This is a genomic window from Paenibacillus silagei, from assembly GCF_017874735.1.
Classification (GTDB): domain Bacteria; phylum Bacillota; class Bacilli; order Paenibacillales; family Paenibacillaceae; genus Paenibacillus_AQ; species Paenibacillus_AQ silagei.
This window is the reverse complement of sequence record NZ_JAGGLV010000017.1, coordinates 67,994-84,834: the sequence shown is the minus strand read 5'-3', so window position 1 is coordinate 84,834 and position 16,841 is coordinate 67,994. Positions and strand designations below refer to the sequence as shown.

Here is a 16,841-nt window from a genome sequence, read left to right as displayed (position 1 = left end):
TAAGGTCTACTGGGTCCGTTAAGCCGCAAAAAGTGGCGTTTTCGCGGGGATAAGATCTCTCCGGTCCGTTAGATTTTGGGTTTTATTCTGATGCTCTACTAGTTCGTAGGCCCGATGTATGCGAAAAACAGCATAGCATTCTGCTTACGCGAAGGTATCAGGACCAATGTATGCGAAAAACAGCATACATTCTGCTGTTTTGGGGGATTATCGAACATACGAAAGAACGCATTCTAAAGCTGTTACAGCAGTTGCAAGGTTCTGGGGAATCTAGAGTGGAAATCGACGTGTGTTATGAAGCCGGTCCCACCGGGTACATGCTTCATCGTTGGCTCCTCGAAGCCGGCTTGGCCTGCACCATTGTTGCGCCTTCCCTTATCCCACAGCGCGCTGGAGATCGGATTAAAACCGACAAGCGGGATGCTCTTCGTTTAGCACAACTCTTTCGGGCTGGCGAACTAACAGGGATCTACATCCCCTCCCCTGAGGAGGAGGCTCTCCGGGATCTCGTTCGAGCTCGCGAAGACGCCAAAGAAGATATGAACCGTCACAAGCAGCGCATGGGCAAGTTTCTGCTGCGTTTGCAGCTTTTCCCGCCAAGTAAGGTGAAGGCCTGGACCTTCGCCCACGAAGAGTGGCTGGACACCCTCCGCTTTGAGAGTTCCTGTCACCGGATGGTCTTTCAGGAATACCGGGAGAGCATTCGGGAAACTGCTGAACGCCTCCGGCGTTACGAAAAAGAGATCGAGCTTCTCTCCCACACTCATGTGCAGGCACCGCTTATTGAAGCGCTTCAGGCACTCAGAGGCGTCGCAACACTCACGGCTACCACGCTGGTCTCAGAGATGGTCAGTGTGACGCGCTTTGCCAGTGCCCCCTCCTTCATGAGCTACTGTGGCTTGGTGCCCAGCGAACACTCCAGCGGCGTGAGCCGCAGCCAAGGAAAGCTGACCAAGGCAGGGAATGCGCATTTGCGGCGGGTATTGATCGAAGCAGCCCATCATTACCGGCATTCCCCGGGTGTACGCCGCAAACTACGGGAGCGAATTAGCGGCCTGCCACCAGAGGTACAACGGATGGCCTTTGAGGCACAGAATCGGCTGCACCGCAAATACATGACCATGCTAGGAAAAGGGAAGCACAAATCAAAGATCGTAGCCGCTATCGCCCGGGAGCTTGCGGGCTTCGTATGGGCCATTGCCTGCGTGCTGGAAAAGAAGGACGACCAGAATCTAGTGCTGGATTCCTCAATTGGCGGATAATCCACCCTGTACGTGTTCGGCAAGATCACAGGTTACGCTACTGAAAAAGTTTCACTCCACAAGAAAGGGGATGAAAACCGGGAAGCTAGAGCATGACTTACCTTGGAGGCAAAATCGAGCAAGGTGAAGAGAAACGCCGCGGGTGCTCTTTGTGCCCGTTTGCTTGCAAACGACGGACGAAAATAGTTAGCGGCAGGCTCTTCAGATGGATAGATACCATGTGTAAACCCACGAATATCAGGATGCCAACCAGCGAATGATTTTTGCCTCCAAGTTAAGAACATGCTCCTCCCTATATGTTGAGAAGGATGGTTACACTGCGTCAACTCTTGGGAAAAAGGGAACCTTCTCTAAAAGACGTCAATCAATTGGTTTGTTTAAGTGCGCCAAAACCGGAATTGCGACTACGGCGCTTGACTGTTTCGTTCATATCAAGAGCACCACAGTCCGGTACGCTAAGCCAAACGCCCCTGAAGAACAAGGCCCTCTTGGAAAAAAGATGTAATTTGAAGGGGTATTGCGTCTGCTCCACTATTTTAAAATACGATAAGGTACTAGTTAGTAAACTCAAATGTATGTTGTTTATCTCTAGTTGGAATGTTGTTTCTAGTGCATTGATGTTGTTTTCACCAGTATATGAATCTGAATTCCACTTGTCAATGCGGACCCCTTACCACAGAATAATCCTTGGTAGGCATGCAGGTGTGACACACATTGTACTTTATACAGCAGATTACTCCAAAATCTTCCGAAAAATAGCCTCTGTTGCACTTTGTACACTAGAATTCTGCTAAGAAGAGGTTTTGAAGCTATATTAGTGAAATCTAATGTATGAACTACAGCAGAATGAGCTTTTGCCTAATCTCGTGCTATTTCTATTGCAGAGAATACAACCAGCACGAAATGAAGCTTGACAGAATAACTATCTGAGCCTAAAATCAACATGAAACAACATAAAGAAACACGAATCAACAACACATTGAATCAACAAACACCGCACTATTACATCACCACACGCCTTACCGCTTAACCCATAATCGGATTGACAAGAGAGGGGATTTCCCGCATGAACAGTAAATTATCATTTCGGCCAGACGGTACCTTCACCATCGTACAGTTCACCGACCTCCACTGGATGGATGGAAGAGCAGAGGATCAGCAGACCCGGGAGCTGATGGAGCTGGTGCTGAAGGCGGAGCAGCCGGACCTGGTTATTTTCACAGGGGATACGATCTATACGGGCCCGGTCCGTGAAGGCGAGCTTCCTTGCCAGGACCCCAAGCAGGCCTTCCGCGATGCCGTGGCTGCTGTAGTGAATTCCGGTGTGCCTTGGGCGTTCGTATTCGGCAACCATGACACGGAGAATGGAGTGACCTACAGCGAGCTGATGGAGATTGCGCAGGAGTCCCCGCAGTGTCTGGCTGAAGCTGGTCCGGCGGAGCTTGCCGGTTCAAGCAATTACGTTCTGGAGATTGAAGGCGCGGGCAATCATGCGGGAGCCATTCTCTATATGCTGGATACGGGCGCTTACTCCCCGTTGGAGCAGATTCCCGGGTATAGCTGGGTCCGGCGTAACCAGATGGATTGGCTGGCAGAGCAGTCTGCGCGGCTGAATCCCGGAGAAGGTCAGGCCAAGCGGCCGGCGCTGGCATTCTTCCATATCCCGCTGCCCGAATATGACGAGATGTGGAATACCCAGACCTGCTACGGACACAAGTATGAACGGGTCTGCGCCCCAGTTCTGAATTCAGGGTTATTCGCTACTCTCATAGAGATGGGCGATGTGGCAGGCACCTTTTGCGGACATGACCATATCAATGATTTCACCGGTACGCTGCATGGCATCCGCCTCAGCTATGGCCGGGCAACCGGCTATAATACTTACGGGCACGACAACCTCAAGCGGGGCGCGCGCGTCATCCGTCTAGAGCAGGACCATCCGTCCTTCGATACCTGGCTCCGGCTGGCAGACGGCTCCCGGTGCACTGAACAGCCTGCCCATACACCTCTCTCTGCTGCCGATTCACAACACTAACTACTTCCTGAGGGGTTGACTATCCATGCTGCTGCCAATTCTTTTGGTGCTGGCTTCCGGAATGTGCCACGCGGTGTGGAGCATGTTCACCAAAAGAAGCCTGAATAAAAGCATCTTCCTGTGGTCGATCATGATGGTCTCCACAGTGCTGCTGCTGCCGGTCCTGCTTATCGAGCTGTGGACACAGCCGCTGGCCGCCGGTGCTTACGCCCTGCTGCTGCTGTCTGTGGCGCTGCAGGCCTTATATTCCTGGCTTTTATCCATAACCTATGAGATGGGCGACCTGTCCCAGATCTACCCGGTGATGCGGGGAACGAGCACACTGCTGATCCCGTTGATCGGCGTTATTTTTCTGAAGGAATCCTTATCTGTCTATGGCTGGATCGGGATTTGCTGCATGCTCGGCGGCTTCGCTATCCTCAGCGGAATAGGCTCCAGAAGAAGCCTCCCGGCTTCATCCGGCTCCGGCACCACCCTCGGCTACTATACTCCGATGCTCATGGCCCTCTGCGTGGGATTATGCACTACCTGCTACGTGTTCGTCGATAAGCTGAACCTTCAGCATATGTCGCCGCTGGCGCTGCTTGAGGTGACCAATATCGGCTTCGTGGCCGGACTGACCCCCGCGGTCCTGAGATCGCGGAAGCTGCTTGAAGAGTGGCGCCGCAACAAGTTCACCATCCTGCTGGGCAGCGTGCTGAATCCTGGCTCCTATCTGCTGTTCCTGTTCGCACTTCAGCAAGCACCGCTCGCCCACATCAGCCCGCTGCGGGAGATCGGAACGATATTCGCTACGCTCCTCGGTGTGCTGCTCTTGAAGGAGCGGCAGGGCCTGCGGCGGATGATATGCTCGGTCGTCATTTTCTGCGGAATTCTGCTGATTGGCATCTGGGGGTAAGCAGGAGAACTATCACAGATGTCGAATTGAAACCGTATGATGAACATAACCTCGATGAGTACACACCTAATGAAGGCGCGAGCCAGATTCAACCCTAAGCATGCTCTATTGCTGCTTCTCTACCTAACCATTCTGATCAGTCTGCGCTATCTGTGGTTCAATGCCAATACGGCGTCTGAGCATCCCGAGGCACAGCAAGGTGTGCTGGATATGCGGGGCTGGGACTTCGTGAATTCCCCGTCCATCCAGCTGGATGGAGAATGGGAGTTCTATCCCGGCCAGCTACTGGGCTATGAGGATTCCGCCGCACTTGCTGCGGCCACACCGCATGTTGTCCAGGTTCCCGGTGATTGGAGCAGCGGCTTCCCGGAAGGGGAGCAATCCTCTCTGGGCTATGGTACATACAAGCTGCGTATCCTTATAGATCCGTCACAGACCGAGCCTTACGGCTTCTGGATTCAGCGGATTCAGGCCACCTCCAGCATCGATATTAACGAGCAGAGAGAGACCAGCTTCGGGAAGCTGTCCACGGATAGCGGGGACTATATCCCTAAGGCGGTCTCTTACACCGCAGCCTACGAGAATCCGGGAAGACAGGAGATTGTTCTCCTCGTCCGGGCAGCCAACTACGACCATCCGCTGGAGGGCGGGATTGTGAGGTCGATCCGTTTCGGCTCCCAAGCAGCGGTGGATAGCGAGCGGATGTATTCACTCGGCTTCCAGCTGGTAGCGTTCATGATCATGCTGCTGCATGCGCTGTATGCGGGGATTTTATTCTTTTTTAACCGGAAGCAGCGGGCGTTCCTGCTCTTCTTCCTCCTGCTGATGGCAGTAGCAACTACCATTGTAGCCGATAACGATACGATTCTCCTGCTCTGGTTCCCCATTAACTATACCTGGGCACTGAAGCTCAAAATGCTGGCCTACCCTGCGTTGTCCCTGTTCATGCTACTGCTGACGCGCAGCTTCTCTGCCTACGAGCGCCCCGGCCGTCTGTTCAAAATCTATCTGCTGGGTCTCCTGGTCTACACCGCCTATGTTCTGATCTTACCGGCACATTACGTGGTCTATGCCAGACTGTTCTTCTCCGTCCTCTACCTGCTTCCGGTAGTCGGAGTCATCTATTCTATTGGCCGGATGGTGATGCGGCAGGAGCAGGATTCCTTCTTCCTGCTGTTTGCTGCCGCCGCTATCGGCTCCAGCGTCATTGGCGGGGCCATGGAATCCAATGCCAAGGGAAGTATCCTATATTATCCTATAGATGTCATTGCCGCAATTATTGGCTTCTCCTCCTACTGGTTCAAGCGGTACTTCCGCAATGCAGAGGAGAACCGGCTGCTCAACCAGCAACTGAAGGAGAGCGACCAGAAGAAGGACGAATTCCTGGCGAATACCTCCCATGAGCTGCGGACACCGCTGCACGGCATTATCAGCATTGCCCAGACTGTAGCCTCCAAGGAACAACAGGTGCTGGACGAACAGAGCTCTAAGGATCTGGAGCTGCTCATTACGATCAGCCACAGGATGTCCCTGATGCTTAACGATCTGCTCGATGTGACCCGTCTGCAGGAGAAGCGGATTGTGCTGCAGCGTGAGCCTCTGGCCATGGGTTCACTGGTCTCGGGCGTACTGGGGATGTTCGAATTCATGATCGAGGGCAAACGCCTGCAGCTGCGTAATGAGCTGCCTGCTTCATTGCCCCCGGTCTGGGGTGATGAGAAGCGGATTGTGCAGATTCTGTATAACCTGCTGCACAATGCCATCAAATACACGCAGGCCGGAACAGTCACCGTCTCCGCCGTTAACGACGGCAAGCTTGCTTGGATTAGTGTAGCCGATACCGGGGCAGGGATCGACAAGGAGACGCAGGCGCGGATCTTCTCGCCCTATGAACAGGGCAGCAAAGGCATCATTGACGGAGGCGGCATCGGTCTGGGCTTAAGCATCAGCAAGCAGCTGACGGAGCTGCACGGAGGAGACCTTACACTAGACTCTGAGCCGGGAAAAGGGTCCGTGTTCACCTTCACTCTTCCGCTGGCCTCCTCTGCTGGGGCCCGGGAGAGGACGGGTCAGGATACAGATGCCGCAAGGCAGCCGGACAACCCGGATCTGAAGGGACTGCTGCTTGAGGAGAACCGGCTGCTATTACAACAGTCCGATATCCGCAATCTCACAGTCCCTATAGAGTTAACGGCTCCGCCGCAGATACAGGACGCCTCTCAGTCGGCCAAGTCTCTGATCCTGGCTGTCGATGATGATCCGGTCAATCTGAAGGTGCTCTCCAGCATGCTCTCGGCAGAGCATTATCAATTGGTCACCGCCACCAGCGCCGGGGAAGCCTTGGAGCTGCTTGGCACCGAGCCGTGGGATCTGCTGATCGCCGATGTGATGATGCCGTATATGTCCGGCTATGAATTAACACGGATCGTCCGGCAGCGCTTCTCCCTCTCGGAGCTGCCGATCCTGCTGCTCACCGCCCGCAACCAGCCGGCGGACATCTATACCGGCTTCTTGGCCGGGGCCAACGATTATGTCGCCAAGCCGGTGGACGCGCTGGAGCTGAAGTACCGGGTACGCTCGCTGACCGGACTGAAGCAGTCCATCAACCAGAGCCTGCGGATGGAGGCAGCTTACCTGCAGGCACAGATTCAGCCGCACTTCCTGTTCAACACGCTGAACGCACTGATGGCGCTGAGTGAATTCGACCAGCCGAAGATGCGCGATCTCGGAGAAGCCTTCTCCTCCTACCTGCGCATCAGCTTCGATTATATGAACTCGCAGCAGCTCGTCGGATTATCCCATGAGCTGGAGCTGGTAGAATCCTATCTCTTCATTGAGAAGGCCCGCTTCGAGGAACGTCTGCAGATCGAATGGGAGGTTGATCCCGGCATCGAGCTGCTGCTTCCTCCGCTCACCCTACAGCCGCTGGTGGAGAACGCCGTCAGACACGGCCTGCTAAGCCGCAAAGCCGGAGGCAAGCTCCAGATCCGCATTCACCGCCAGAAGGGATACACCTCCTTCGAAGTGGAGGACAACGGCAAGGGCATGAGCGGGGAACAGGTGGCCCGTCTGCTCGACGACACCTTCCGGGCCCACCGCGGCATCGGCCTGCTGAACACCAATCGCCGCCTGACTCAGCTCTACGGCGAAGGCCTCGTCATCCGCAGCCAGCCCGAAGTTGGCACTACGGTATCCTTTGTGATTCCTGAGCGGAGGCGGGAGTGATCCTGTAGTTATACAGCTCAGACTTTTGACCACAACACAAAGCAGCGATTCTCCAATACCGGGAGAACCGCTGCTTTTTTGAGTTTAGATATCATTCAGTATTTCAACTGATATAACCGGTAGATCAAGGCCGCAGCCTCTGCTTTACTGGCGGTCTGGGCAGGACGGAAGCTCTGATCCCCGAAGCCTTCGAACAGATGCATACTCTTGGTCAATGCCACACTGGATGCCGCCCATTTCGATATTTTGGCTCCATCTGTGAAGGAGGCAATCAATGCTTCCGGCTGGGCAACAGCCGATTTGCCGTTATACGTTGTAAGTGCCCGTGCAAGCATCGTTGCGATCTCCTCACGGGTGATGGTTGCCTCAGGGTCAAAAGCTGCCGGTGATTTGCCGTTAATGATCCCGGCTGCATAAGCCGCAGCAATCTCATCCGCATAAGGATTCGTTGTCTTGATATCCTTAAACGGCAAGACCACTCCCTCACCATTCAGTCCGTAAGCTCTGGCGATCATTGCCGCGAACTGCTCGCGGGTAATCTTGTCAGATGGAGCAAATGCTCCGCCTTCGTCAAGAATTCCCTTGGTCAACAGGTAATTGATCTCTTTCACTGCCCAGTGACTGGCAGGCACATCTGTGAATGCAGCAGCTCCAAGCATCACAGTGTACTTGCTGAAGTGTCCTCTCGGCGCAGTTACAGTTTGAGTAACAGGATCATATTTACCCCCAACCGCTTCCCAGGTAAGACTCTCCTCATTCAGGACGTACACGGTCAGATTCTCCAGATTCGCCTCCGAATATTTCGAAATATCAATGGCTGACACATCAAAGGTCACATCGATCGGCTTAGCGAAGCTCTTCACCGGCTGGCCGCCAACAGAAGCACTGAATTCCATCACTGGGATGTTAGCCAGCGGTTCTGCCTGACGGGGTTTGTTAATCACAGCATTCTGTACAACTTCTGCTGCCAGATTAATCTTCTGGCCTGCCTCAACCTTACCGAAGGTATCCGGCTCAATGGTAAATGCCGTCTGATCCATTTGAATCTTCAATCCGGCAATATCATTCTCCCGCACCAGGGTAAGAATCTCGGAGGGAAGCGTGGTGTTGAGCTTATGAATCCCTTTATCCACCGGAGGTACCTTCACCGTCAGGCTCAGCTTCAGGTCAGCAGCTGTTCCGGCCCCAAGCTTGCTTGTCAGCTCTCCAGCGACTGATGCTAATGCCTGCTTGGCCGTTTCAATCTGTGCGCTGATGAATCCCGAATCCAGCTTTGAAGAGACGGCATTTCCTTCTACAGTTACATTTTCTTTGGCAATTGTAACTTCGCCAGCCTTGTTAAGCGCGGCCTGGCTGGAATGAATAACAGCATCCTTCAGCTTCTGAACCTCTTCAGCCTTGATGCCCTGCGCGTTATTCAGCACCGCAGCCGCATTATTAATAAGGGCCTGGGCAACCTCTACTGCCTTGCTGGAGCTATCCAGCTTGTTCAGTAAATAAGGCGCACTTCCTATCAATTGAGTAATTGAACTCACAATCTTCTGTTTCTCTGCGGAATCCTGAATAGTTCCCAGCAGCTGTGCTGCTGTATCCATGGCCAGAGACAGACTCTTACCGTTCTGTTCAGCCTGTGCAGGCGTGTTAGCCGATTTGAGTGACTCGGCAATGCTGGACAGCGCATTCTGGGCCGCCGAAGCCTTCTCTGCCGCAGAGCCGGAAGTATTCTTCAGCAAGTCCTGCAGCTTGTCATTCTGCTGCTGAACATTCGCGTCATTCCCTGTTGCCGCAGCCGGAGCCGGAGCAGCCGGTGTTGCTGCTGGTCCAGGTGCTCCCGGCCCGCTTCCTCCTGGTGCCGGTGCAGGATTTGGATTCGTACCGGTGTTGCCGCCGCTACCACCATTATCGCTTCCCGGCGGGTTCGGGGCCGGATTAACCACAGTACCTCCAGACGACTCCAGGATTACTTTTTTGTCCAGGGTATAGGTCTGTCCATCAATAGTCATCGAAGCTTTGATCACATAAGTACCGTCCGTCAAAAATTTGTTATCTGCATAATTATAAGAGACCGCCATTAGCGGGTAGCCTTGTATCGTCTCTGTAGAGAGCACTTTCCCCGCTTCGTCCTGAAGCTCATAGGTAGCCTTGTCCGGGGACAGACTCTTGCTGCCTCTGCTTGATCCGCCATTGGCAACCAGAATTTGCGGCTTCTTGATTTGTCCGATGGAGTTGCCTGCCGTATCGACCAGTCCAATCTCAAGCAAGGTCGTACCTGCGGGCCGGATTAATTTTCCATTCTGCAACCCTACAATATCCAGCCCTTTCAAGGCCGGTGGCGCAATCTGGGTTAGTGTGCCTGCTTGCAGCGTTCCAGGTGCGAAATGAATATCGTACTGGTATTCGATGGCACCCTTGATTTGGTCTACAGATACTACTACATCGCCAGGGGTAACTTGTACCTGATTGGCATTGAACGCATAGCCCTGGAGTGTCGATTGGCCCGCAGTCGTATATTTAACCGCATAGATGGTCCCCGATTCAGGCGCCACCAGCGTAGCCAGCGCGGACGCACTATCATCCATCGACAAGCTATTGTCTCCTGCACCGATTACCACCTGATCACGGTATACAAAAGTGTCCGACCGGGTATGTGCCAGCATGCTATAGGTTCCTTGAGTTGCGTAGAAATAATTCTCATCTGCAGGATTACTGTCGATAACATAAGGGATATAATCCGCCCCTGCCAAGTCCCGCCGCACCACATACAACTCATCTGTCGGCTGATCTAATAGAACCTTGCTGACTTCCTGAAGCTCTTGTCTTGCATCCAGCACCAGCGAATAATCCTTGCCGGGTTCTGTGTTAATGGAGCCATACATGTAGTAACCATATTTGGACTCAACTCCATTATGGCTTCTGTTGTAGCGTATGAAATCAACATCTACGGCAGAAGGAGAATCTACTACCAGGAATCCCTGTGATCCGGGAGTGCGAATGTAAGAAGAGGCGGTAGCAGAAGTTCCGTCGCTTCTTTTCACTATAGCCTGGATATTCGCATTATCGAGCGGAATCCCGCCCGCATAGTTCCCGCCTTCCGCCTTATCGAGACCCCGTACACGGATGACAGCCTGCGATTGCGGATCAATGATCGCTACGTACACACTTTTAGCTAAATAATCAGTCTTCTTAAAATACAGCTCACCTATATAAGAAGCCTTGTCAGCCGGAATGGTGAACGTTCCCTGCTCATCGGTGGTGCCAAGCACCTCCTCATAACGGCGGATCTGCACTCCTGCCACCGGTTGCCCCTGGGCACCCGTATCATGCTGGCGTACAGTAATCGTTACCTTCTGCGCCTGGTCAACGGTCAGGTATGGCTTGTCTACCAGATCCACCAGCTTGCCGTCATTGCCTCTAATCTCAATATCCAATTCGTTCTTCGGCAGAACCTTCAGCTCAGCCTCACTCAGCAACTCCCCCTGAACATAACCATTATTTATCCAGGTATTTGGGAATAATTGAACCTTATACGTGCCTGATTTGGCAGGCTTCCAATTCCGCATGTTGATTCGCTGCGGATTGCCTTCCTGCTCCTCAGTAGACCAATACAGAGAGTCATCCGAGATCACTGCACCGCTCTCATCTGTGATGACCAGCTTATAATTACTGCTGAGATCAAGACGATTCTCGTACTCATCTGTCACCTTCACCAGAACATCTACATTCTCGCCCAGAACTACCTGATTGCGGAGTTCAGCCTCGTCATAATAATTGGAACCCGGAACCCGGAAGCTGATTCCGGCCTTATAAGTACTGCCTCCACGGATGGTATACTCATTATCTGACGGAGTGAAGTATGAACTCAATACAAGTTCATTCGGATTGCTGTTAGAATCCGCACCGCCAAAAGTAGTGTTTGCCGTCAAGCGGTGAATTTCTTCACCCTTAGGTACATACAGATGATCGCCTACAGCAAGATTCATACTGATCTGGTTATAGTTATATCTTTCGTTCAGATAAGAGATGTTTATTTTACCACGTCCCATCCCCATAGCCGGTATCTGAAGTTGCAGCTTGCTGAAATCCCGGGAATGTCCATCATAGAATATTTCATGTTTTGCTTCGGTTGGCGTGATTTTATTGCGGAATAAGATATTGACGCCGGTATCACGATTTCTAGCAAGCGAAGTGAATTCATATTCCTTATTCTTCTCAAGATAGATACTTTGCCCGAAAAAGAGCTTAGCACCTCTTGCATCGCCAATCTGCTTGTACCTGGTATTATCAATGAGAGAATAGTTCTCTACATATACAGGCTCACCATCCAAGGAGGCACGGAAGCTGATCCGGCTGTAGTCACTGGCATCCTTGATGATTTCTTTGTGTAGCCCGTCTTCCGTTGCGTACAATGAAGAGGCAGGAATCTGGAACACGTAAGCTTCACGGTCCTCAGTGGCTATATAAGCTTTATAGTCTCCAGGCACCTCTCCCGTTCTGAATACCAGCACCGTATATCCCGGCACCGCAAACTGATTCACCATTCCACTGAGTCCGGAGTTGGTCAGGAACGGCTGGGTGAACAGCTTCCCCTTGGCATCCAGATAACGGACAGCCACCATATATGTACCCGCTTGCTCCCGGTCAGTTACATAGATAGGCTTAGCCTCATACTGTTCGCTTCCCTGCTTAAGCAATACGAACATTACCGGACTATTCATAGATAATTGATGATTATCCCTAAGCTGAATCTGTCCGTTCGCATCCGTGGTATAGTTGTAAGACTGATAATTCATCCATACCGCCACAGATCCATTCACAAGCGGAACACCATTATTCAGGATGGTAAGCCTTACATTCTTATCATCGCTGCGGATCTCCGATTGTGTAGCACTTTCATATGTATTGGAATCCTTAGTCATACGTTCTACAGAGATATCAATCCCCGTAGCTGAAGGCACCCGGATGCTCTGCGGGGGTGTCACCACCAGCCCCTGCTCGCCCGTATATTCGGCATGGAGAGAATATTCCTCACCGGCAGCCAGCCCTTCAAAAGAAAGATAATTGTACTCCATAGAAGTATACACTGCATCCAGCACAGTCAGCTTGGCTTCACTTCTCGCCTTCACCTTACTGGCTATCTGGGCATCTTCTTTCATAAGTACGAACTTAACCTCATTTAGAACCTTAAGATCGCTATAAGTCACATCTACTACACTATTGACCGTAATCCTTTGTGTCCCGTCCGGGAGCCTGTCGTTAGAGACTACCCCTGCTCTGAACGGGGCGGCTGATACCTCAAGCACACTTAATAACGATAATAATACGACCATAACCATGGATACTGCCGTTCTTAATTTCTTCGAATACATATTCCATCTCCTTCTCCCCAGTTCAATCAACACATTTTAACTTATAGTTAGATTATTACTCCCTCCCCAGTTAATCCTATTCAGAAGACTCACAACAAGGATGTTACATTTTTTTCGCGAAAATGTCTATTACTTCCTTAACAGGGTCCCGGAAAGTTAACTTTACGCCGGGTTTTTGTCATATTTTGTCTGAAAAAAATTCCAAAAACATATAAAAAAGACGAAGACCCCAAGGTCCCCGCCGTTTCAATTCTACTATTCCTCACAACACCAAAGCCCCCGTCTCCCGCTTCAGCCACAGCCGGTGCTCCTCATCCAGCAGCGGAGCCAGCTTATCGTACACCTCAGCATGATAATGGTTCACCCACTCCAGCTCCTCGCTGCTTAGCATAGACGGCTCAATCGCCCGGAGGTCTATCGGTAAATAACAGAGGTCTTCAAATTTCAGGAATCTTCCGAACTCCGTAGTCACATCCTCCGTAATCAGCAGCGTGTTCTCCGTACGGATACCATGACGGCCTTCCTTATAGACTCCCGGCTCTACCGTAATAATCATCCCAGGCTCCAGGCGGACCTCATTCGGCTTGAAGCTGAACCGCTGCGGCTCTTCATGCACATTGGAGTAATAGCCCACACCATGTCCGGTTCCACACTTGTAATCGAGGCCATGGTCCCACATCGGCTTGCGGGCGAGAATATCGAGCGTAGATCCGGTGGAGCCATAGAGGAACTTGGCCGTAGAGAGCGCAATCACAGACTTCAGCACCAGTGTAAAATCTCTCTTCTCCTCATCCGTCAGCGCGCCAAGCACCAGCGTGCGGGTAATGTCAGTCGTCCCGTTCAGGAAGTGTGAACCCGAGTCGAGCAGATACAATCCCTTAGCTTCCAACAGCACCAGATGGTCGGCGGACGGCGAGTAGTGCATCATCGCAGCATTCGCGCCGTAGGCAGAGATACTGGAAAAGCTCAGCTCAGCGAATAACGGCTGCTGCCGGCGCAGCTCCAGCCCCTTCTGGTCTGCTTCCACCTCTGTCACCGGACGCACAGGGACGGTCTCCTGCAGCCATTTGAACAATCCTACAAGGGCAACGGCATCCTTCAAATAGACATCACGGATATTACGGATCTCCACCTCGTTCTTAATCGACTTAAGGGCCACCACAAGACCCGGCGCTTCCATAATAGAAGCGGATTCCGGGATGGCAGCCGCCAGGCTATATCCGGTTTTATTCGGATCGTATAGCACGGAAGCCGCTTCCGGGAGCGTCTGCAGGAACGGCAGGATGTCATCATACTCCTTGATCTCCACGCCATCCCGGGCCAGCGTCTCCTTATCTTCCGGGGTGGCCTTATGTCCTCCGGCGAACAAGATTGCATGATGTACCCCTACTGCGGCAAAAGCAGTCACATACGGATTGAACGGAATATCCCGTCCCCGGATGTTGAACAACCAGCAGAGATCATCCAGCGCAGCCAGCACATAATAATCAGCCCCCTTACGCTTCATCGCCTGCCGGACCTGCTCCAGCTTATCTACCCGGCTGAGTCCCGCATACTGTTCATCATGCAGCATTAGCGGCTCGGCCGGAATGGCCGGCCGGTCCGTCCAGATCGCCCCTACCGGGTCGAGGTCTGTAATCGCCTGAATCCCTTTCTCCGCGAGCTTGGCCTGCAAGCCCTTCATAGCGGATACGGACAGCGTTCTGCCGTCTACCGCCATACATGCGCCTTGCGGCAATTGCTCTGCCAGCCATTCATCCCATTGCGGGACGCCCGGTTCAGCCATACGGAACAGACGGATGCCCGAGCCCTCCAGCTCCCGCTCCGCCTGAATGTAGTACCTGCCATCCGTCCACAAGCCAGCATCCGTTAGCGTGATCACAGCCGTTCCGGCGGAACCGGTGAACCCGGTAATCCAGCGGCGGCTTTTCCAGTGCTCCCCCTCATATTCACTGATGTGCGCATCCCCGCTTAACACCACACAGGCCGCTATCCCGCGCTCCGCCATCCATTCTCTTAGCTTATGTACTTTCTCCTTAGGCAACATATCCGCAACTCCTTCTCTTTATCTAGTCTACTGAATTATCATACACCTGCATTTCCTATAAAAAAAGATGAAGACCCTCAGGTCTCCATCGTCTCATTATCCTCTTTCCGTACCAGCTTCCGCCGCTGCTTCCCCTTCTTCACCCACAGCCGGTCCTGGTCATCCCGGTAGAATCTGATCCCGAACAAGCGTAACGGTGTCCACACTTCCCTAAAATAATAATTAGGCATGGTCCATTTCTCCCAGACTATAAATAGATTTGCTCCTAATTATAGACCGGGATACCTGGTTTGTTTGTCGCATTGTGGAAGGAGAGCCTTAAGGTTACCGCCTATTTCCCAAAATCGCCTTATCTGCGGAACCAGCGCATGATCTGCTCCAGCGAACCCTTCGCTTCAAATCAAAAACGCTCCCGATATACCGGGAACGTTATTTGGTCTGCGTACTTACTTGATATCATATCATTGCTGCCCGGCAAGCATTAACCGCCATAACCGTGACCCATAGTTTGAATTAGAGCTTGAGTGCTGCTGTTTGCTACGGGCTCAGTAGTACCAACAGGTATAATAATTAAAATAGCCAGACTACAGGAAGCTAGAAGCTTGATAAATTTTCTTTTCATGTAAATCCTGCACCTCTCTAATTAGAAGTTTGTATTGCTCTTTCTCTTCTTCATCTGCCAGATGCCGATGCTGCTCGAATAGATCGACACATTTGAGGATATTACTCTCGTTATTTATTCTAGCGGATGATTCCAAACTTTGCAGAATGAAAACAATCCCTTCTTTTCGCTTATTATGTAAATAATAGAATGCCATTTCAGCAAGAAATCGCGAGTACTGGTTGGTTATGATTTGTTGGTTATGATTAATCCCATACTCTGCAAGATTTGTCCGGTAAGGAATATAGGAAGCAAAACGCTCCAGAATATAATCAACATTCCAATCGTAGCGGTTAGCAGACAAGATAATATTGTATAACGCTATAAATATCTCATCTGGTCGAGCGGATATATATTCAACATAGTCAGAGAGCGCCTCATATTGTCCTCCCATGACCCGATAGAGCAGTCTATTCGCGGTACCCCACTCCTGGAACTGAGCTACAATCCGCTTCGCTTCTTCATTGTCCTCCTGTATCCAGCTTCCATCCATATAGAGGGACACCCAATCTAATGCCGAATTGTAGTCTCCTAATTCTTCACACACAGTTGAACGGATAAGCTGAGCATACAGAATATAGAAGTACAGAGGTTCCTCGGTTTTTTTCTCGTTACTCTCTCTGCGGTCCGACTGGCGCTGAAGATTATAACGAAGAGTCGCTAATTGCAGCATCTTCTTCGCGAGTTCATCCACCTTATGCCACCGATTCATTGAACCGTAGACATGACCCAAATGATTCAACCCGTCCAATTGATCCGCTTCATCCAGCCGGTCCAGGTAACCTTCGAAGAGATGCGCAGCCTGTAAATTCCGCGCCTGGTCATCACCAATGGCGATACGGAACAGACGGTATTGGCATAACGCGAGTCTCTCGGAATTCTGATACTTCTCACTGACACTCACATTCTTATACAGCAATTCAGCAGCTTGCCACAGCCCCTCTTGAAACAGTCCTTCAGCCACTTCGAACAGCATGGGGGCATAGACCAGATTCTCCAGCAGATTCTGAACCACCTGTTCAACGCAATCCAGACGGCCCAGCTCAGCGGAGCGCACAAGAAAAGGCCGGAGACGCCGCCAGGTGGGTGACGAGAAATAGAAACATTCATCCACGTATAAGCTATAAAAATGATCCTCCGGCAGATCCATCGCCTTGGTGATTCGCTCCAGATGGTTCATAGCAATGGGCTGGTGACCACTGAGTATCCTGCTGAGCGTTCCTGAATTAATTCCGGATTGTCCCGAGAATTGATTAATAGGCATTCCCTTCTGCGACAAATACAACGCTAATTGATCGCGAATCATCGTTCTAGTAGTAGGGACCACGCAAACACCACCTAACTGGA

Annotated in this window: 8 protein-coding genes; 4 read left to right on the top strand and 4 right to left on the bottom strand. The window is 51.7% G+C overall.

All coding sequences use genetic code 11. From position 1 onward, the window contains the following. Window positions 1-170 precede the first annotated feature (170 nt). From J2Z70_RS22565 to J2Z70_RS22550, 4 genes are all read left to right on the top strand, one after another. The gene (locus J2Z70_RS22565; protein WP_209876934.1) at window positions 171-1,262 is read left to right on the top strand and encodes an IS110 family RNA-guided transposase; all 1,092 of its coding nucleotides are present in this window, start codon (window positions 171-173) and stop codon (window positions 1,260-1,262) included. 1,066 nt (window positions 1,263-2,328) lie between these two features. After that, window positions 2,329-3,297 carry a metallophosphoesterase family protein gene (locus tag J2Z70_RS22560; RefSeq protein WP_209876932.1) on the top strand — a complete coding sequence of 323 codons (969 nt, stop codon included), beginning with the start codon at window positions 2,329-2,331 and terminating at the stop codon, window positions 3,295-3,297. 25 nt (window positions 3,298-3,322) lie between these two features. Further along, window positions 3,323-4,195 carry a DMT family transporter gene (locus J2Z70_RS22555; RefSeq protein ID WP_209876930.1) on the top strand — a complete coding sequence of 291 codons (873 nt, stop codon included), beginning with the start codon at window positions 3,323-3,325 and terminating at the stop codon, window positions 4,193-4,195. Between the two features lie 54 nt (window positions 4,196-4,249). Then, window positions 4,250-7,420, top strand: a complete 3,171-nt coding sequence (locus tag J2Z70_RS22550) for a hybrid sensor histidine kinase/response regulator (RefSeq protein WP_245368451.1) — start codon at window positions 4,250-4,252, stop codon at window positions 7,418-7,420. Window positions 7,421-7,515: 95 nt separating this feature from the next. Here the strand turns inward: J2Z70_RS22550 and J2Z70_RS22545 are convergent, their stop codons facing one another. From J2Z70_RS22545 to J2Z70_RS22530, 4 genes are all read right to left on the bottom strand, one after another. After that, window positions 7,516-12,786, bottom strand: a complete 5,271-nt coding sequence (locus tag J2Z70_RS22545; RefSeq protein ID WP_209876928.1) for an S-layer homology domain-containing protein — start codon at window positions 12,784-12,786, stop codon at window positions 7,516-7,518. 262 nt (window positions 12,787-13,048) lie between these two features. Further along, the gene (locus tag J2Z70_RS22540; RefSeq protein ID WP_209876926.1) at window positions 13,049-14,833 is read right to left on the bottom strand and encodes an aminopeptidase P family protein; all 1,785 of its coding nucleotides are present in this window, start codon (window positions 14,831-14,833) and stop codon (window positions 13,049-13,051) included. Window positions 14,834-14,910: 77 nt separating this feature from the next. After that, window positions 14,911-15,063 carry a hypothetical protein gene (locus J2Z70_RS22535; protein ID WP_155991469.1) on the bottom strand — a complete coding sequence of 51 codons (153 nt, stop codon included), beginning with the start codon at window positions 15,061-15,063 and terminating at the stop codon, window positions 14,911-14,913. A 354-nt stretch (window positions 15,064-15,417) separates the two neighbouring features. Beyond that, window positions 15,418-16,821 (bottom strand): helix-turn-helix domain-containing protein, encoded by a 1,404-nt coding sequence (locus J2Z70_RS22530; RefSeq protein WP_209877032.1) that lies wholly within the window; start codon window positions 16,819-16,821, stop codon window positions 15,418-15,420. Window positions 16,822-16,841 lie beyond the last annotated feature (20 nt).